We start from the raw sequence: 18,430 nt of genomic DNA, 5'->3' as shown, positions 1-18,430 counted from the left end.
GGAGGCGCTGCGCTCGGCGGTCCCGACGAGGGTCGTCGATGTCGACCAGGTGCTGCTCGCGGCGGCGGGCGCGGCGGATGCCGGCGTCCAGCTGTTGCCCTTCCAGTCGGTGAGGTGCTGGGGGGCGTCCTCGGTCATGCCCTCCCACCACACGTCGCCGTCGTCGGTCAGGGCGACGTTGGTGAAGACGGTGTTGCCCCACAGGGTCTTCATGGCGTTGGCGTTGGTGTGCTCGCCGGTGCCGGGGGCGACGCCGAAGAAGCCGGCCTCGGGGTTGATCGCGTAGAGGCGGCCGTCCTCGCCGAACCGCATCCAGGCGATGTCGTCACCGATTGTCTCCACGGTCCAGCCGGGGATGGTGGGCTCCAGCATGGCGAGGTTGGTCTTGCCGCAGGCCGACGGGAAGGCGGCGGCGACGTACCGGGCCTGGCCGCTCGGCGGGGTGAGCTTGAGGATGAGCATGTGCTCGGCGAGCCAGCCCTCGTCCCGCGCCATCACGGAGGCGATCCGCAGGGCGTAGCACTTCTTGCCCAGCAGGGCGTTGCCGCCGTAGCCGGAGCCGTAGGACCAGATCTCGCGGTCCTCGGGGAAGTGCGAGATGTACTTGGTCTCGTTGCACGGCCAGGGCACGTCGGTCTCGCCGTCGGCGAGCGGGGCGCCGACGCTGTGGACGGCCTTGACGAAGGCGCCGTCGGTGCCGAGCTGGTCGAGGACCTCCGCTCCCATGCGGGTCATGGTGCGCATCGACACCGCGACGTACGCGGAGTCGGTGATCTCGACGCCGAGGGCGGACAGCGGGGAGCCGAGCGGGCCCATGCAGAAGGGGACGACGTACATGGTGCGGCCGCGCATCGAGCCGCGGAAGATGCCGCCGCGGTCGTCGGGGCCGGTCCCGGTGCCGGTGAAGATCTCCCGCATCTCGGCGGGGGCCTTCCAGTGGTTGGTGGGGCCGGCGTCCTGCTCGCGCTCGGAGCAGATGAAGGTGCGCGTCTCGACCCGGGCGACGTCGGTCGGGTCGGACGCGGCGTAGTACGAGTTGGGGCGCTTGACGGGGTCGAGCCGGGTGAAGGTCCCGCGCTGCACCAGTTCCTCGCAGAGGCGCTCGTACTCGGCCTCCGAACCGTCGCACCAGACGATCCGGTCGGGCTGGGTGAGCGCGGCGATCTCGTCGACCCAGGCGACGAGCTCGCGGTGCTGCGTGGGTGCGGTGGTGCTGATGGGAGCCGTAGAGGTGGGCGCCACGGTTTCGCTCCAGAGGGTTCGAGAATTCTGACCGGATAGTGCACGTATATCCGGTTCTGAGCTGTTCTATCGGAAGGTGTTCTCACCCCGTGGGGGCAACGATCCGGACGCCGCCTGCGCTCATCCGGTACCGACCAAGCTCATCTGATGGTGCCAAGCCTTCTCGTCTGTGTCCAGTGCGCGCTCAGGTGAGCAGCACCACTCGGAAGGAGTACCCCCTGGTCACCCGTACGGGTGTGGCCGGGTGTGGCACGCACCACTGCGTTCCGGGGGTTGCCCCCAGGGCCGAACCTACGGAGGCGTAGGTAGCATCAGCTCATGACCACGCGTCCTGCGGCCCAAGCCGCCGAAGGCATGACGCCACTTCCCGTCGTCGGCGCCACACCGGTGAAACCCCGGCTGCGCGGCTGGCTGCACGCCGGCATGTTCCCCGCCGTCCTGGTCGCCGGGCTGGTGCTGACCGCGCTCGCCGACACGCCCCGCGTCCGGGTGGCCTGCGCGATCTACGCGCTCACCGCCTGCCTGCTCTTCGGCATCAGCGCCCTGTACCACCGGGGCGAGTGGGGGCCGCGCGCCGCCGCCGTGCTGCGGCGGATGGACCACGCCAACATCTTCCTGATCATCGCGGGCACCTACACCCCGCTCACCATCCTGCTGCTGGAGGACGGGCGGCAGCAGCTGCTGCTCTGGGGGATCTGGGCCGCGGCGGCGGCCGGCATCGCGTTCCGCGTCTTCTGGGTCGGCGCCCCGCGCTGGCTCTACACACCCTGCTACATCGCGATGGGCTGGGCCGCGGTCTTCTTCCTGCCCGACTTCCTGCAGGCGGGCGGCATCGCCGTGCTGGTGCTGGTCATCGTCGGCGGCCTGCTCTACAGCGCCGGCGGCCTGGTGTACGGCATCAAGCGGCCGAACCCCTCACCCCGCTGGTTCGGCTTCCACGAGGTCTTCCACTCCCTGACGCTGGCCGCCTTCGCGGCGCACTACGTGGGCATCTTCCTGGCCGCCCACCAGTCCGGCTGACCGTCGCCGCTTCGTCCCCCGGAGCGGGGGACGAAGCGGCGACGGACCGGGCGAGGGGCAGCGCGCCCCACCGGAGCCGTCGTCACTCCCCGGCGGACGGGGCTCCGGCCAGCTGCTCGCTCAGCGCCTCCGGCTCGGTGACCGGCAGCCCGCAGACGAAGTGCCGGCAGACGTACGCCGTGGGCACACCACCGATGGCCGCGCGCTCCCGCAGCAGCGGGGACCCGCCGCCGCCCTCCTCGCCCCGCGCCACCACGGCACCGGGCGCCGGGGACCGCAACGCCGCCCGGTGCAGCGCGTCCGTCCGCGGATCCTCGTCCCCTCCGACCACGGCGACCTCACGCGGACCGTCCAGCGCCGCCTCGGCCACCGCAAGCCCCCACCCGACGAACCGGGGCGCCTTCTCGCCGAGCGCGGTGACGATCCCCAGAGCACGTTCGGCCGCCTCACGGTGCCGGGCGCTGCCGGTGAGCGCGGCGTGGCTGAGCAGGGCGCCCGCCGCCGCCGTCCAGCCGGACGGGGTCGCCCCGTCCGTCGGGTCCTGCGGCCGGCGGATCAGCCGCTCGGCGTCGTCGGCGGTGTCGAACAGCGCGCCGTCGGCGTCACGGAACCGCTCCAGCACCACGTCCAGCAGCGTGCCCGCGATATCGAGCCAGGAGGCGTCGCCGGTCACCGAGTACAGCGTCTGGAACCCCTCCGCCACATTGGCGTAGTCCTCCAGCACCCCGGCGCTGGGACCGGTCACCCCGTCCCGCGAGGTACGGGCCAGCCGCCCGCGCTCGTCGAGATGGCGCGCCAGCAGCAGATCGGCCGCGCCCGAGGCGGCGGCCACCAGATCGGGCCGGTCCAGACAGGCTCCCGCCTCGGCCAGCGCGGCCACGGCCAGCCCGTTCCATGCTGCGATCACCTTGTCGTCCCGGCCGGGACGGTGACGGGCCGCGCGCGCGTCCAGGAGCCGCAGCCGCACCATGTCGGGAACGTCCTCGCCGGGGAGCTGAAGCACCGAAGCACCCTCCTCGAAGGTGCCCTCCTCCGTCACGCCGTAGTGCTCGGCGGCCAGTGCCGCGTCCTCCTCACCCAGCGCCTCGCGCAACTGCCGCGGCGTCCACACGTAGTAGGCGCCCTCGCGATGCGGGCTGTCGACCTCGGGGCCGGCCGCGCTGTCGGCGTCCAGCGCGGACGCGAAGCCGCCCTCGTCGGTCCGCAGCTCCCGGACCATGAAGTCCGCCGTGGAGAGCGCCACCCGGCGCGCCGACTCCGAACCGGTCGCCTTCCACAGCCGCGTGTACACCCGGCACAGCAGGGCGTTGTCGTACAGCATCTTCTCGAAGTGCGGGACCACCCACCGGGCGTCCACGGAGTAACGGGAGAAACCTCCCGCCAGCTGGTCGTGGATACCGCCCCGGGCCATCGCCTCACAGGTGCGCTCCACCATCTCCAGCGCCCCGGCCGCCCCGGTCCGCGCGTGGTGACGCAGCAGGAACTCCAGCACCATCGGCGGCGGGAACTTGGGCGCGCCGCCGAAACCACCGTTGCGCTCGTCGAACTCCCGGGTCAGCCCCAGCAGGGCGGTGGCCAGCTGCGGCGCCTCGGGCGGACGTGGCGCGTCGTAGGCGACGGCCCGTCCCGTCAGCTGCCCCGTGATCTGCGCGGCGACCTGCCCGACCTCATCACGCCGCTCCGCCCACGCCGTACGCACCCCGTCGAGCAGCTGCCGGAACGACGGCATACCGTGGCGCGGCTCCGGCGGGAAGTACGTACCGAAGTAGAACGGCTCGCCGTCCGCCGTCATGAAGACGGTCATCGGCCACCCACCCTGCCCGGTGGCCGCCTGGACCGCGTCCATGTACACCGAGTCGATGTCGGGCCGCTCCTCGCGATCCACCTTCACCGAGACGAAGTGCTCGTTGAGGTACGCGGCGGTCTCCTCGTCCTCGAAGGACTCCTCGGCCATGACGTGACACCAATGACACGCAGAGTAACCGACCGACAGCAGAACGGGCACATCGCGCCGCCTTGCTTCCTCGAACGCATCGGGCCCCCACGGCCACCAGTCGACCGGGTTATCAGCGTGCTGAAGCAGATAAGGCGAGGTCACACCAGCCAACCGGTTCATACGAACCAGCCTCTCACGCCGGCACGGCCCTGCCGGTTCGGCCCGCAAGCCCCCGCCCTACTTGGCCGGTTTGCTCTCATGCGCCATCACGTGGTGAATGCGGATCGCCCCTTTTGCACCCCCAGCTCGCCCTGCCGGACGCTAGAGGGTCTATCCCTACCCAAAGCCGGTGCCCGGCTGGAAGCGGGCAGTACGCTGAGTCGAGCAGCAGCACATCCTCGAAGGAGGTACTTCATGACCGCCGAAATGGTGGCGCCCGCGTGGATGCATACGCAGATCAGCGCGGAGCAGTACGACTCCTGGTCCGAGGAGCAGTGCGCCGGCATCGAAATCGTGGACGGGATGGTCGTCGTGAGCCCGAGCGCCTCCAAGCGCCACAACCGGCTGGCCCGCATCCTGGCCAACGCCCTGGACGCCGCCGCGGGCCCGGACTGGAACGCCGACACCGACTTCGACGTCCGCCTTCAGGACGTTCCCCTCACCAACCGCCGCCCTGACGTCATCGTCTACCGGGCAGAAACCATCGACCTCACGCCCACCCGCCCCGAGCACGTACTCCTGGTCGTCGAGGTCGTGTCGCCGGGCTCGGAGACCACGGACCGGATCGTGAAGGTGGACCAGTACGCCAAGGCGGGCATCCCCTTCTACTGGCGCATCGAGCAGGCCGCCACCGGTGTCCCAATCGTGTACACCTACGTCCTCGACCCCGCCACCAAGGCCTACCGGGACGGCGAGATGTTCACCGGCGTGATCAAGACTGCCGCTCCGTTCCCCGTCACTGTCGACCTGGGCGCCGTCTGACAGCGCCGGAAGATTCCCCGTGACGAAACACAAGGGAAAGCGCAAATTCCAGGAGCACCTGGAGGCTCTTTTCGCTGCCGCTGGCTCCCCTAAGCCAGCCGCTATCTGCTCTGCCAGCAGGGACCGCCTTGGGCGAAGTTCCCTGTCCGTACAGCGCATCAGCGATTGGCGAAGCGGGAAGCACACACCGACAAATAAGCTCTTCCGAGAGTTTCTCAGGGCAGTCGACAGCTTGGCTCGGCAGCGAAACATCGCTCTCCCTGCCCCACTCGCCGACGCGGCAGTTTGGGATCGCCTACTGCGCGCAGCGCGAGCAAAGAATCCCACTCCGGCGCAGGACGAATCGCGCCAGATCACGGTAGGCGCAGTCCGGATCCCGATCCGCCCTGTGGCTGAGTCCGATCCTCTGGAACTGGGCGTACACCGAACAAGTCGCCTTGAAGGCGCTCCTCCACTACCGGCCTATGTACCGCGGGACGCAGACAGTACAGTCTCAGCCCAGCTGGCAGAGGCAAGGGAGACCGGAGGCTTCGTCTTGCTGGTCGGCGAGTCCACAGCCGGAAAATCTCGGTGCGCTTTCGAGGCTGTACGACGCGAACTGCCCGATCACTGGATCGTTGCGCCACCTGCAGCCAGCGACCTGAGCCCCGTGCTAGCGCATGTATCCCTACCGAGGCCCGGCCACCGGAAGTGGGTGCTCTGGCTGGACGACCTCGACCGCTTCCTCCTCCCCGGCGGCCTCGATCAAGGCATGTTGTCCGCGCTTCTAGAGCAACGGGTTGTGGTCATGGCCACCATGCGTTCCGAGATGTATGGCAATTACAGTGAGCGCGCGTTGCGAGGCATGGACGCTGACATGGCATCCGTGCGCCGCCTCGGATCCCGGGTACTGAACCTCATCGAGCCCCTCGTACTGGACCGGCAGTGGTCCGAGACGGAAATGGGTAGGCTCCGCGCACACCTGGCGAACCCAAACTCCGACAACCGTCTGGCTGACGCAGCCCATCACCACGGGGTTCACGGCATCGCGGAATACCTCGCAGCTGGCCCGAAGCTGCTCGAGGAATTCCTGACGACTCGACGCCAGCCGAAAGGCCATCCCCGTGGCGCAGCCCTGGTTCAGGCGGCGATCGATCTTGCGCGGGCAGGCATCTCTACCCCTCTGCCCGCCAAGACCCTGCTGGATTTGTCCACGTGCTATCTCAGTGCCGGGGACGCCTCACGCCTCCAAGCTGAGAGCCCCGAGCAGGCTCTAGTGTGGGCAACCGAGACCCAGTTCGGTGTGGCAGGAATGCTGGTTGCCACGGATACCACCGAGGCTTGGCGGCCATTCGACTACCTCGTGGACGCCGTTGCCAGTGCCGTCGAAGCTACCACCATCCCCGACGAGGTTTGGGAAGCTGCGGTCACTCACGCGAATGGCGGTAGCGAGCTGCTACCTGTCGGACGGTCTGCCTTCCGCTTCGGTCGTCTGGTGCTCGCCGAGCGCTGCTTCTCTCCGCTGGCGGCCCGCGGTAACCACGTCGCAATGCACGACCTTGGGTTCACACAACGCGAAAGACGGCCCGAACACACCTGGTCCTCGTGGTACCGGACCGTATCTGAGACAGGAACCCCGTTGCAGGCCCGCGCCCTTGGCGCCCTCCATGAAATTGAAGGGCGATGGGACGAAGCAATGGCCTGCTACGAGAGGGCCGCCGATCAAGGAGATGCCCTTGCCATGCGACTCCGGGGTGTAATTTCCCAGCGGCACAGGCAAAACGACGAAGCTCATAAGTGGTACGTCCGCGCCGCAGAAGGCGGAGATGCGGTTGCAATCGCGTTCTTCAATCAACCGGGAATCTACCGGCCCGAAATGGGACACGAGCTGGGTTCGGAAACCTGGGGCCCGAACGTCGAATGGGATGAGGAGGACGAAGAGCCGTGGCAGATGACGGCACGCACATCACGCATCCTAAACTGCAACCTGGAGATCCTCGCCGATATGGCTCACGCCGAGTTGAACGAACTGGGTGACCAGCCAATCTCTCCGAACAGCTTCGGGATCTTCTTTGCACTCTTGCCAGCCTCCACATGGAACCAGCCACGACATTGGCGGCGCAGGGTGCTAAGAGCCTTGGACGATCTCAACGAGGACATCACTCTCGGCCGCTCTCCCCAACCTCGCTGCGCGGCGGAGGAACTGGCGCTCCACTTCGCTCTTGAGAGCGCTTCGGCGATGACATGCGATGAGCCGGATCTGGTGGCTGAGTTCACACAAGGGCTCCCCGAACAGCAGGGCGACTACGACTGGGGTGTTTGTTCGGACCTGCTCTTCCAGGACCACGATGTGCTTTTCCTCTACGACCCGATGATGCAAGGACTGGAGCACCCCGACAACCCGCTCAACCAACGTATGGGAATTGGAGACCTGCGGCCAGAAGGATGGTTCGAGGAGTTCGGAAACGTGTCACCTCGCGACCCATCCCGAGGATTCACACATTGACGTGATCCCGCTGAATCGCGTACAGCGTGCCGATCCTTAGCGATGGATCATGATCGAGCATTACGTTTTTACGAGCTAGATAAATCGTTCGATATCAAGTGAACATTCTCCCAGTAACTGCCTTCCGGAACCTACGACGTCGGCATCGCTATGACGGCCGCAACGCGCCGATTGGAATCGCCTGAACGTCCCACCAAAACGGCTTGGGTGGAACGCACCCAAGCCGTCTGCAAACCCGTTCCGCCAGAAGGCCAAGGACCGCCTCTCCGAGCAGCTGCTCCAGGGTGGATCCGGTCCCGCTACATCGACTGACTAAGGGCTGTCCCGTAAATGATCTACGGCATGCCAGTTGACCGGCGTTGTTCTCTGCTACCCGGCGAGGGTGAGGTTGTGGAGGCGGGCGATGCCGAGCATGGCGTGGTGGACGCCGTCGCCTTTGAGGCGGCAGTCGCGGAGGATCTTCCAGGTCTTCATGCGAGCGAAGGCGTGTTCGACGCGGGCTCGGACCTGGCGGTGGGAACGGTTGGACTCTTCTTTCCAGTCCGGCAGTTCCTCCCCGGCTCGGCGGCGGTGCGGCATGATCAGCCCGGTGCCGATGTAGCCGCCGTCGGCGATCACGGTGGTGTGGCTGACGGCGTCCTTGGCGCCGGAGATCTCCCATGCCCTGCAGTCGTTGCGGTTGCCGGGGACCGGCCGGCCGACCGCGACGACCAGACGGGTGTCGGCGTCGATGACGACCTGGTGGTTGGTGGAGTACCGGTAGTTCTTCGACTGCTCGGCGACCGTGTGGTCACGGGTGGGGACCAGGGTGCCGTCCACGATGAGCACGGTGCCCTTCGCGAACCTCTTGCGCTGCTGCAGAGCAAGCGACGGCCCCAGGTGGCTGATGATGCGGTCGGCAGCGGACTTCGAGATCCCGAACAACGGGGCGAGCTGTCGCAGGGTCAAGTTCGTGCGCCAGTACGCGGCGACCAGCAACACCCGGTCCTCCAGCGGCAGGCTCCACGGCCTGCCCTTGCGCACCGGATCCGCGCCCTCGCGCCGCAGCGCGGTGACCAGCCTGCCGAACTGCCGCGGGCTCAACCCGGTGAACGGGGCTATCCAGGACGGCTCCGACGCCGTGATCACACCAGACACCACAAGATCATCTCACCCGTGGCCAGCACTTACGGGACAGCCCTTAGGGTCCGGTGAACTCCACCCTTGTAGAAGCTCACCAGCATGCCGCCGGGCATCGAGAGAGGGTCTCCACGGCCTGGCACTCGGCCGCTTTCCGGAGAATCGACCACCAGGATGCACCTGGCTTACGGTGCGCTGGGCCGTTGGCCCTCCTGGGTGTCGCAGGCCGGAACACCGACGAATGCATGTGGTTCACGCGGCGATGGACGCGAGAGGGGCCCTTGGGCGCGGCTGAAGCACCAAGGGCTGCACCCTCCGGAGCAGTCCGGACCTGGCTGCGACACCAGGGATCCCGCGCATGTTCCCGAGCGGGCTGATCAAATCCGCAAGCGGCTCTGGCGCGGCAGCAAAGGCGGCCATCCGCCTCAGGCTCGACAAAGGAACCGACTTTACGGACAGCCACCACTCTTCCTTCGACCCAGGTGCGAGCACGAGGCGTGACGACAACTACCGGTAGACGATCCGGACCGGAAGTCCGGACATCATCGGCTCGACCAGGAACTTTGAACGCCTTGGCACGCAACGCGCCTCGGAGTTCAGGCACCGCGCGGCCTTGTATGAGGTCAGCGCACCGGGCGGTGCGCCGTCGACCCGGAAGGATTCACATCGTGACCGTGGCACTGCTGCCTACCGTGATCTGCGCTGGTGCACTCACCCTCCAGCGCGCCATCTACCCCCTGGCCCTTCTGGTCGGTTTCTTGTGCGCGCTACGCGGCCTCGGTGCCCCCGAGCGGGTCTTGACCTTCCGTACCTTCGCCCGAGCAGTTGCCGACGTGAGCAGCCACCCCACACGCAGTTCGACGTGATCCCCCCTCCACTCCCCTTCCGCTCACCCACATTGATGAGACGTTGAAGTGACGGGCGCAACGTCAGATGTAGCAGCGCCAAGGAACCTCACCGTCCGGAAAATCGGTTCACTCGACCGGTCGGCGGCACCACTCTGTGGAACTGAAGCGCCCCGTGAGCCAGTGCGCTTCCGCGCTGTCTGCTGCCAGAGGATCATGGGTTCGCCGCACTCGCTCCGTCCGCCATGCCAGCCCAGCAGCCGCCCCCTTGACGTTCCCAAACCAGCAGTGAGCCTTTTCCATCATGCTGCTGAGCTGGCCAGATGCAGGGTGAGGACGGCTTGGACGAGGGCGGTGATGCGGGTGGTTGGGCACCGCAGCTTGCGGAGGAGTCGCCAGGACTTGAGGGTGGCGACGGCCTGTTCGACGAGTGCGCGGATCTTCGCGTGGGACCGGTTCACCGCCTGCTGGCCTGGAGAGAGGGTTTCCCACCGTCCCCAGTACGGGGTGCGGACCGTGCCGCCGGCGCCTCGGTAGCCCTTGTCGGCCCAGCACGCGACGCCGACCTCGGTGAGGGCCTCGATGATGCCGTGTTCGCGAGCCGCGCGGAGGTCGTGGACAGCGCCGGGTAGAACTGGTGAGGCCCACAGCAGCCGGCCGAAGGGATCGGCGATGACCTGCACGTTCATCCCGTGCTTCTTCTGCTTGCCGGAGTAGAAGGGCCGGTCCGCAGCGATGCGGTCGATCGGCAGGAGCGTGCCGTCCAGTAGCACGAACGCCTTCGCCGAGGCCGTCCGTGCCGCCTCGGCGAGGCTCGGAGCGAGAGCGGCCAGGACCTCCACGGCCTCTGCGATGTATCGGTAGGCGGTCGTGGTTCCGATGCCGAATCCGGCTGCGAGTTGGGCGTAGGGGTGGCCGTTGCGGAGGTGGGCGAGGGTGAGCAGGGCCTGACGCCCCGTGTTCAGGCGTCGCCAGCGGGTTCCGATCACCACCCGGCGTCGGCGTAGCTCGGTCGACAGCAGGCGCAGGGCAGAGCTGGACGCGTCCAGCCCGGACGGGTAGACAAGCACACGAAGCCTCTGGTGGGGCGAGGGAATCTTGGTCGTGAACCCGTCTACCAGGGGCTTCACCACGTTGTCAGCCCAACCGCACTACCCGCCAGGCAGGTTGGAATCAGCTCAGTCACGGCCATATGCCCAACGCGCCGGCTCTCAGGCACCTTCGGCATCCTGCTCCCACCCCTTTGCCCTGCGGGGCCAGGCTAGAACAAGCAGCAACGCACTAGCACTTCTAGGTACGGACAGCATGTCCAGGCGCGACCACCCCCGGTACGAGGAGGCTTGTGCGTCTAATCTCGGCAAACCTGCAATCACGGTTCCGTGCCCACCACTCCGCACTCAGAAAGAAACGAGGTTGACGGGCGGGCAGGTCATCTCAAACAGGCCTGTCGCGAGGAGGGGTGCCTCGGTCGTCCGGCTCTAGGATCGCCATAACGCTCGTCCACTCCTCCACGGGCCAATCAGGTGAGGCGGCTAACTGCTCCTGTGTCCAGGCGTCGATACGGGCGTCAAGGTCATCACTTTCGGCGCTCATAAGATCACTGTATGACGTCACGCCTGGTAGGCACTTATGGGTTCAGCAAGTGCACTGGCACCAGTGGCAGGCGGAGTAGCCGACGGACAGCAGCACCGGGACGTCCCGCCGTCTCGCCTCCTCGAAGGCCTCGTCGCACCACGGCCACCAGTGGACCGGGTTGTCCGCGTGCTGAAACAGGTAGGGCGAGGTCACACCAGCCAACCGGTTCATGCGGCCCAGGCTCTCACAGCGCACGGCACAACCAGCGAAACCCTCGTGAGCCCACCCCGCTTGGCCGAATCGCACTTGGCCATCACATGGTGGACAGCTCCTTCCCTGCTCCTCGGAGTCGGCGTCGAACCCTTCCCGGCGCTCCCCCCGGGGGTCGGTCAGCCCGGCACCTCGAATCAGTAGGCTGGGCGCAGCAGCGCGGGACCTGCCGAGGCTCTCGAAGGAGGTACACCATGACCCCCGAGAGGGTGGCGCCCGCGTGGATGCATGCGCAGATCAGCGCGGAGCACTACGACTCCTGGCCCGAGGAGCAGTGCTCCGGCATCGAGATCGTGGACGGGATGGTCGTCGCGAGCCCGAGCGCGTCCAAGCGCCACAACCGGCTGGCCCGAATCCTGGCCAATGCCCTGGACGCCGCCGCGGGCCCGGACTGGAACGCCGACACGGACTTCGACGTCCGCCTGCAGGACGTTCCCCTCACCAACCGCCGCCCCGACGTCACCGTCTACCGGGCGGAGACCATCGACTTCACGCCCACCCGCCCCGAGCACGTACTCCTCGTCGTGGAGGTGGTGTCGCCCGGCTCGGAGACCACCGACCGGATCGTGAAGGTGGACCAGTACGCCAAGGCAGGCATCCCCTTCTACTGGCGGATCGAGCAGGCAGCCACCGGGGTCCCGATCGTCTACACCTACGTCCTCGACGCCGCCACGAAGGCGTACAGGGACGGCGGGATGTTCACCGGCGCGATCAAGACTGCTGCGCCCTTCTCCGTCACTGTCGACCTGGGGCCGTCTGACAGCGATGGAAGATCATTTCCTCATGACCGGGCACAAGGGACAGCGAGGGTTTCCTGCACGGGCGTGCAGACCGGTGTGAACCTCAAGTGCGCCTGGCGCGTCTTCTACACCGATCTCTCCGCGTCATTCGTGGGTGACCAGCACCGCACTGGTCGTCGTCGAGTAGGGAGCAGCGTGATGGGCCCTCGGACCGGACGCCGATCGGCACGCGGCATGGCGGACCCGGCCCACGCTGCGGGTGCCCGTCGCGGCCGCCGCCTCGCCGCGGCCGCCGTGGCGCTGGTGGCTCCTCTCCTCTTGGCAGCCTGCTCAGGTGACGGGGCGGCACGGGAGCGCGTGCCCGTACCGCCAGCCACGGGAGCGCCCGTACCCGACGCGATGGTGGCCGACCCGCCGCCGGGGACCCCGCCACTGCCGCCCCAGAGCGAGCGCCGATCCGCGCCCGCCGCCACGCCGGCTGACCGGAGCGGGGCGTCGGTCGGGCCGTGGTGGTTCGACGAACTCTCCGACGACGGACGGCGCGTCCACTTCTGGTACCACTCGGAGCCCACCTGCGATTACGAGCCGATCGGGGTGCTGGTCACGGAGACGGCGGAGCACGTCGAGATCGCACCGCTGCGCGCGTACACGCCGCCCCGGGAGGGCCAGGCGTGCGCATTGGTCCTTCAAGGGTCCCGGCCCGCCTATGTCGACCTCGCCGAGCCGCTCGGGGGCCGTGACCTGCTCCACGCACCGCTCACCGACCGCTGACGACGGACGGCCGGGCGAACTCGCGCACCGGCTCCGCCACACCACGCAGCCGCCCCCGCCGCGCACCTTGTCACTGGCACGCGTCACCGCAGTTCAGGGGTCGCGAAGGGTCGCTTAGCCGTCGCGTCACGGCAACCAGCAGGCCGGGTTGTCCGCGTGGGTAAGCAGGCAGGGCGACTGGGAGTCAGCCCGGGCCCGCCCACCCCCGGCGCGAGGGGCGGGCGGCGGTGGGCAGGCGGGCGGCGTTGGGCGGTCAGCTGGTGGCGAGGCCGGACTGCCAGATGTGCAGGCCGGCGCCCGCGCCGCGGCCGACGAGTGCGACCGTGGCCGGGATCTCGCCCTCGTCCAGCAGGTAGACGGCGCACTCGGTGACGTCGGCGCCGGGCCTGAGCATCTCGTTCGGTTCCGCCTTCGGGCAGGGCGCGACGCCGAGGCCGTGGACATCGATCAGGTTCAGTTTGGACACCTCGCGCCCGGCGGCGGTGAAGACGGTGAGTCCGGCCTTCACGTCCGGCAGGAGGTCGTGCTCGCCGTTGTTGGTGTACTCGATGAAGACGTAGAAGGGGGTCTTGTCGCGGTCCACGTCCCAGTCGGAGAGGTCGGCCGGGTCGCCCTCGACGATCTCGACCGGTGCGGCCGTCAGGGGGACGTCCTCGGCGCCGCCGCCCGTCTGCCAGACCGTCTCGACCTCGGTCCCCAGCGGTCGGATCACATCCAGGTACTCGGCGCCGTCGACCTGCCAGGCGCCGGGCTCGCCCACGGGGTCGGTCCAGGCCACGGTCAGCGGTTCGACGTCGGCCGGCAGCAGGTACATCTGGCAGACGCTCACCGCCGCCCCGTCGACGATGCGTTCCGGTGCCTGGCGGTCGCAGGCGGCCGGGTACGCGGAGCCGCCCCCGAAGGACATGATGTTCAGGGCTTCGGCGCCACGGCCGTCCCGGCCGACCAGGGAGAAGCCGTCCTCGACCTCCGGGGCGGTCAGGTCGTCTCCGCTCGCGGTGAGCCGGAACGTCAGGTAGTAGGGCACCATCTGGTCCTGGCCCTCGCGCAGCCGGATGTTCTCCAGGTCGGCGATGTCGCCTCTGGTGAGGCTCTCCGGCTCGACGGTGACGCCGTACTCGGCGTCGTCGCCGTCGGTCCAGGTCGTCTCCAGCGGGCCGTCGCCCGTGAGTGCGATCTCCTCGGTTTCCGCACCGCCCGCGTCGCCTGCTTCCTCGGCGCCCGCCGCGCTGTCGGTTCCGGCGGCCTGGTTGGTGGTCGCGCCGGTGCCCCCGCAGCCGGTCATCAGCATGGTCAGAGCGGCTGCGCCGGCGACGCCGGCGATCCTGCCACGTACGCGCACGTGTTCCCCATGGTCGAAATAGTCTGAATGCTCGAACTTCCCACGGCACGCCTCGGGTTCCGGGGATCACGGCGCGAGGTGACTCCCCGCGTGCACCCTGTGCCCCCGCGTGCCGCGCCCGGGCGGCGTGACCACCTCTCAGGGCGGTTGCCGGGCACGTCCGGTCATGGCACCCGTGGTGCCGACGCGCTCGGTGGCGGCCATGCTATGCGAGCCTCGAACACCTGTCGCATCGCGTATACCGGGGCTACCCGACGGGTGCCTCCCGGCCACCGCGCCGGGTCGCGCGCTACTTGAGGAAAAGGGAGCTCAGGTGGGCCGCCACGTCGGCCGGGGTGCCTCCCTGCCGGATGGTCCCGCGCTGGCGTTCGGCCCAGGAGCCGTTGGTGCGCAGGTCGGCGAGGAGGCCGCTGACCAGGGGAAGGTCTCCGGTGCCGGCGAGGGCCGGGGTGATGTGGGTCAGCAGCCGGTCCACGGTGGTCCAGGCGGGCGCCGGGCGTCCGGTGGTGAGGTCCACGGCGCCGCCTTCCAGGCCCTCCCGGGCGGCCTGCCAGTGGGCGGCGACCAGCAGTTGCTCGCTGACCGAGGGGGGCGGCGTGCCGCGTTCCACCTCCCGCAGGCAGGTGGCGACCAGTGCGCGGACGAGTCCGGCCAGCAGGACCGTGGTGTCGCTGGTGGGGCTGACATCCATGACACGCACCTCGACGGTGGGCACGTGTTCCGAGGGGCGGGCGAACCAGTAGGCCATCTTCCGGTCGAGGATGACCCCGGTGGCGACCAGTCGGTCGAGCAGGGCGTTGTACTCGTCGACCCCGGAGAACAGCGGGGCCGGGCCCCAGACGGGCATGTACGCCCACCACATCGACCGCCAGCTCGCGAACCCGGTGTCCTCGCCCAGGGATATCGGGGAGTTGCCGGCGAGTGCCTGGAGGGTCGGTAACCACGGCCGGAGGTGGTTGCTCACCCGCACGGCGTGCTCCCGGTCGGGCATGCCGACGTGGACGTGCAGGCCGCACGGCATGTGCCCGAACACGAGGTCGCCGTACTTGCGGTGAATACCGCGGAAGCGGGAGCCGTCGCTCGGCGGGTGGTACGGGCCGGCGACCGGTTCCGTTCCGCAGGCGAGCACCGCGCAGCCCGCCGACTCCGCGGCGGTGGCGGCGACCGAGCGCAGCCAGCGCACGTTGTCGCCCAGCAGGGACAGGTCACTGTGCGGATCGGTCGCGATCTCGACCACGGCCGTGGAGCACTCCGGCTTGACGAGCTGCACCGGGCCGGTGACGGGCACCGCCGCGAGCACTTCCCGGGAGGACGGTTCGACGGACCCGCCGTCCGGGGAGATCAGGAAGAACTCCTCCTCCACACCGACCGTGAGCGGCTCGACCATGGAGCGTCCCCTTCCCGGGATGAGGGGCCAAGTCTCGACTCGAACAGTGCCGCCCGCAAGGGCGCCTGTCAGCCGTGGACAGCGGCGCCCGGGGTGCCGGCGGCGGCGACCGAGGGTTCCGCGCGGTGTGCGCGGCGGTGGAAGGCGTCGACCCGGGTCGGTCTCTACGCCCCGGGCCCCTACGCCCCGGGCCGCTACTCCTCGGGCCCCTGCTGCTCGGGCCGCTACTCCCCGGGCCGCTACTCCCCGGGCCGCTACTCCTCGGGCCGCTGCTGTTCCGCCCAGATGGTCTTGCCCGTGGGCGTGTGCCGGGTGCCCCAGCGTTCGGCGAGCTGCGCCACCAGCATCAGTCCGCGTCCGCCCTCGTCGAATCCTCCGGCGCGGCGCAGGTGCGGCGAGGTGCTGCTGGTGTCCGAGACCTCGCAGATCAGCGCACGGTCCAGGATCAGACGGAGCCGGACGGGGCCGGTGGCGTGCCGGATGGCGTTGCTGAGCAGCTCCGTGACGATCAGCTCGGTGGCGAAGGCCGCCTCCGCCATGCCCCACCGGTCGAGTTGCTCGGACACATCGCGGCGGGCGGTGGCGCAGGCCGCGGCCTCGTGGGGTACCTCCCAGGTGACGACGTGGTCGGCGGCCAACCGGCGTGTCCGGGCCATCAGCAGTGCGACGTCGTCCGCGGGATCGTTCGCCGGTACCAGCGCGGACAGGACCGCGTCACAGGCGGCGTCGAGGTCCTTCGCCGGCCGGGCGAGCACCTGGTGGAGCTGGCGGTAGCCGTCATCGACGTCGCGGTCCCGTCGTTCCACCAGCCCATCGGTGAACAGGGTCAGGACGGAGCCCTCGGGCAGGTCGAACTTCTCGACTTCGAAGGGCAGGCCACCGAGCCCGAGCGGCGGCCCGGCGGGCAGCTCCAGGGTGGTGACCGTGGTCCCGTCCGCGGCGAGGACCACGGGCGGGGGATGCCCGGCGCGGGCCACGGAGCAGCCACCGCTCACCGGGTCGTACACCGCGTAGAGGCAGGTGGCACCGATGTCACCCGCGCTCTCGTCGGTACCGGTCTCCTCCGCGAGGCGCACGACGAGATCGTCGAGGTGAGCGATCAGCTCGTCCGGGGGCAGGTCCACGTCGGCGAGTGTCCGCACGGCGGTCCTCAGCCGTCCCATCGTCGCGGAGGCCTGGACGCCATGGCCCACCACGTCGCCGACGACCAGTGCCACGCGCGCCCCGGAGAGAGGGATGACGTCGTACCAGTCGCCTCCCACACCGTTGCGGCCGGCGGCCGCCAGGTAGCGATACGCGACCTCGACGGAACTGAGCGGCGGGATCGTGCGCGGCAGCAGGCTGCGCTGAAGGGCGAGAGAGGTGTCCCGTTCACGGGTGAACCGCTGGGCGTTGTCCACGGCGATGGCCGCGCGGGAGACGATCTCGCGCGCCAGCAGGGCGTCGTCCGGCACGAACCGTTCAGGGCGGCGGTAGCGGACGAACATCGCGACGCCGAGCGTCGTCCCCCGCGCCACCAGCGGCACCGCCAGGGTGGAGTGGACGCCGAGCGCGTCGGCGCGCTCGGCGCGAAGGGGGTCCTGCTCCGCCCACGCGCGGAACTCCGGGTCGCCCCGGTGCATCATCACCGCCTCCCCGGAGAGCAGGGCGTGCACCGAGGCGGCGGTCAGGGGGTGGTTCCAGACCGTGCCGATCGCCACCATCGCCTCGGGTGCCCCGGCCAGGACCGAACGGTGGGCGTAGCGTCGCAGCCGGAGCCCGTCGGAGGCGGGTTCCGGCGCGGAGGCCGTCGGCAGTCGGGGCTCCTCCAGCAGGTCCACGCTGACGAAGTCGGCCAGTGGCGGCACGCACATGTCGACGAGTTCCTGTGACGTCCGGCCGACCTCCAGCGTGCTGCCGATCCGCCGGCTGGCGTCGTTGATCAACTGGAGCCGGCTGCGTGCCTCGGCCTCCTCGGTGATGTCGATGGCGGACAGCACGGTGGCGACGAAGCGGCCCTGCCGGTCCGGTACCGGCGCCATCCGGCCCAGCCAGGCGTGTTCGCGGGCCTCGCCGCCGGTGCGCAGCCGGGTGCGGACGTCGCGCGGCAGCCGGGTCGCGACGACGGCCCGGAGTTGCTGCTCCAGTTCCATGCTCGACGGTTTGCCGCCGATCTCCGACAGCCGCAGGCCGCCCATCTCGGCCTCGCTCAGGCCGATGATCTGCTCCATCGCCCGGTTGGCACGGCGCAGCCGCGCGTCGTCGTCGTACAGGGCGAGGGCGGTGGGCGCGTGGACGAAACCCGCCCAGGAGAGCGTGTCGGCCGCGTCGACCGGCTCGGCACCGGTCAGCGCGCTGACGAGCAGCCATCCGCGGTGCGGCCAGTCCTGGGCGTCGAGGCGATGGGCTACCACCGGGGCGGCCACTCGCCGTCCGTCGCGATGCCGCAGGTCGAGGGTTCCGTTCCAGCGGGGCCGGTCGCGCAGCGGGCCGAAGGTGACGGCACGGTCCGGTTCGGCGAGCAGTTCGGCGACGGGACGGCCGACCGTCTCCTGTGCGGTACGGCCGAGGAGCCGCCGTGCGCCCTCGTTCCAGTGGGTGACGAGCCCGGTCGGGCCGACGAGCGCCCGGGCGGTGCGTTCCTCGTCGGTGGCCGCCGCCCAGGGGTCGTCGGTCGGGCCGTCGTCATCCTGCGCCATACGCCCTCCACCTGCTCGGCGCGCCCCTCCGGGACGCGG

11 protein-coding genes and 2 pseudogenes are annotated in these 18,430 nt (G+C 69.3%); 5 read left to right on the top strand and 8 right to left on the bottom strand.

Translation table 11 applies throughout. The features are described from left to right. The coding region (locus E0D90_RS04750) for a phosphoenolpyruvate carboxykinase (GTP) (protein ID WP_130796710.1) at positions 1-1,242 on the bottom strand (1,242 nt) is incomplete at its 3' end. A 354-nt stretch (positions 1,243-1,596) separates the two neighbouring features. Between E0D90_RS04750 and trhA the strand changes: the two genes are divergently transcribed. After that, positions 1,597-2,262, top strand: coding sequence for a PAQR family membrane homeostasis protein TrhA (trhA, locus tag E0D90_RS04745; protein WP_227869991.1), 666 nt, complete (start codon positions 1,597-1,599; stop codon positions 2,260-2,262). An 82-nt stretch (positions 2,263-2,344) separates the two neighbouring features. Here the strand turns inward: trhA and E0D90_RS04740 are convergent, their stop codons facing one another. After that, positions 2,345-4,378, bottom strand: a complete 2,034-nt coding sequence (locus tag E0D90_RS04740) for a thioredoxin domain-containing protein (RefSeq protein WP_130796708.1) — start codon at positions 4,376-4,378, stop codon at positions 2,345-2,347. 234 nt (positions 4,379-4,612) lie between these two features. Here E0D90_RS04740 and E0D90_RS04735 point away from each other — a divergent pair, with 234 nt between their 5' ends. Both E0D90_RS04735 and E0D90_RS04730 read left to right on the top strand, forming a co-directional pair. Next, positions 4,613-5,179, top strand: a complete 567-nt coding sequence (locus E0D90_RS04735; protein ID WP_103502459.1) for a Uma2 family endonuclease — start codon at positions 4,613-4,615, stop codon at positions 5,177-5,179. A gap of 694 nt (positions 5,180-5,873) precedes the next feature. Further along, positions 5,874-7,664, top strand: a complete 1,791-nt coding sequence (locus E0D90_RS04730; RefSeq protein WP_130796707.1) for an SEL1-like repeat protein — start codon at positions 5,874-5,876, stop codon at positions 7,662-7,664. Positions 7,665-8,033: 369 nt separating this feature from the next. On the opposite strand, the gene E0D90_RS04725 is transcribed toward E0D90_RS04730, so the two are convergent. Beyond that, positions 8,034-8,801 (bottom strand): transposase, encoded by a 768-nt coding sequence (locus tag E0D90_RS04725; RefSeq protein ID WP_130796706.1) that lies wholly within the window; start codon positions 8,799-8,801, stop codon positions 8,034-8,036. A gap of 650 nt (positions 8,802-9,451) precedes the next feature. Between E0D90_RS04725 and E0D90_RS27600 the strand changes: the two genes are divergently transcribed. Then, positions 9,452-9,649: a hypothetical protein gene (locus E0D90_RS27600; protein WP_157996813.1), complete on the top strand. Its 198-nt coding sequence runs from the start codon at positions 9,452-9,454 to the stop codon at positions 9,647-9,649. Between the two features lie 281 nt (positions 9,650-9,930). Here the strand turns inward: E0D90_RS27600 and E0D90_RS04720 are convergent, their stop codons facing one another. Both E0D90_RS04720 and E0D90_RS04715 read right to left on the bottom strand, forming a co-directional pair. Further along, complete coding sequence (locus E0D90_RS04720) at positions 9,931-10,698, bottom strand: IS5 family transposase (protein ID WP_103502457.1); 768 nt, start codon at positions 10,696-10,698, stop codon at positions 9,931-9,933. Between the two features lie 580 nt (positions 10,699-11,278). Continuing rightward, positions 11,279-11,434 (bottom strand): annotated as a pseudogene (locus E0D90_RS04715) (DUF255 domain-containing protein); the annotation flags it as partial. 233 nt (positions 11,435-11,667) lie between these two features. Here E0D90_RS04715 and E0D90_RS04710 point away from each other — a divergent pair. Beyond that, positions 11,668-12,225, top strand: a pseudogene (locus E0D90_RS04710) (Uma2 family endonuclease); the annotation flags it as partial. Positions 12,226-13,237: 1,012 nt separating this feature from the next. On the opposite strand, the gene E0D90_RS04705 reads toward E0D90_RS04710, so the two are convergent. The 3 genes from E0D90_RS04705 to E0D90_RS04695 form a co-directional block, all read right to left on the bottom strand. Next, complete coding sequence (locus tag E0D90_RS04705) at positions 13,238-14,326, bottom strand: hypothetical protein (RefSeq protein ID WP_130796705.1); 1,089 nt, start codon at positions 14,324-14,326, stop codon at positions 13,238-13,240. Between the two features lie 289 nt (positions 14,327-14,615). After that, positions 14,616-15,713, bottom strand: coding sequence for a carboxylate-amine ligase (locus tag E0D90_RS04700; protein ID WP_130796704.1), 1,098 nt, complete (start codon positions 15,711-15,713; stop codon positions 14,616-14,618). 254 nt (positions 15,714-15,967) lie between these two features. Then, the gene (locus E0D90_RS04695; RefSeq protein ID WP_130796703.1) at positions 15,968-18,391 is read right to left on the bottom strand and encodes a SpoIIE family protein phosphatase; all 2,424 of its coding nucleotides are present in this window, start codon (positions 18,389-18,391) and stop codon (positions 15,968-15,970) included. Positions 18,392-18,430 lie beyond the last annotated feature (39 nt).

Source organism: Streptomyces otsuchiensis, assembly GCF_004305975.1.
GTDB lineage: Bacteria > Actinomycetota > Actinomycetes > Streptomycetales > Streptomycetaceae > Streptomyces > Streptomyces otsuchiensis.
The sequence above is the reverse complement of the archived record's forward strand: the minus strand, read 5'-3'. Positions and strand labels throughout refer to the sequence as shown.

Excerpts from the sequence above, each read along its gene's own strand:
- trhA (WP_227869991.1), top strand. The coding sequence starts at position 1,597 with ATGACGCCACTTCCCGTCGTCGGCGCCACACCGGTGAAACCCCGGCTG.
- E0D90_RS04735 (WP_103502459.1), top strand. The coding sequence starts at position 4,613 with ATGACCGCCGAAATGGTGGCGCCCGCGTGGATGCATACGCAGATCAGC.
- E0D90_RS04700 (WP_130796704.1), bottom strand. The coding sequence starts at position 15,713 with ATGGTCGAGCCGCTCACGGTCGGTGTGGAGGAGGAGTTCTTCCTGATC.
- E0D90_RS04695 (WP_130796703.1), bottom strand. The coding sequence starts at position 18,391 with ATGGCGCAGGATGACGACGGCCCGACCGACGACCCCTGGGCGGCGGCC.
- E0D90_RS04740 (WP_130796708.1), bottom strand. The coding sequence starts at position 4,378 with ATGAACCGGTTGGCTGGTGTGACCTCGCCTTATCTGCTTCAGCACGCT.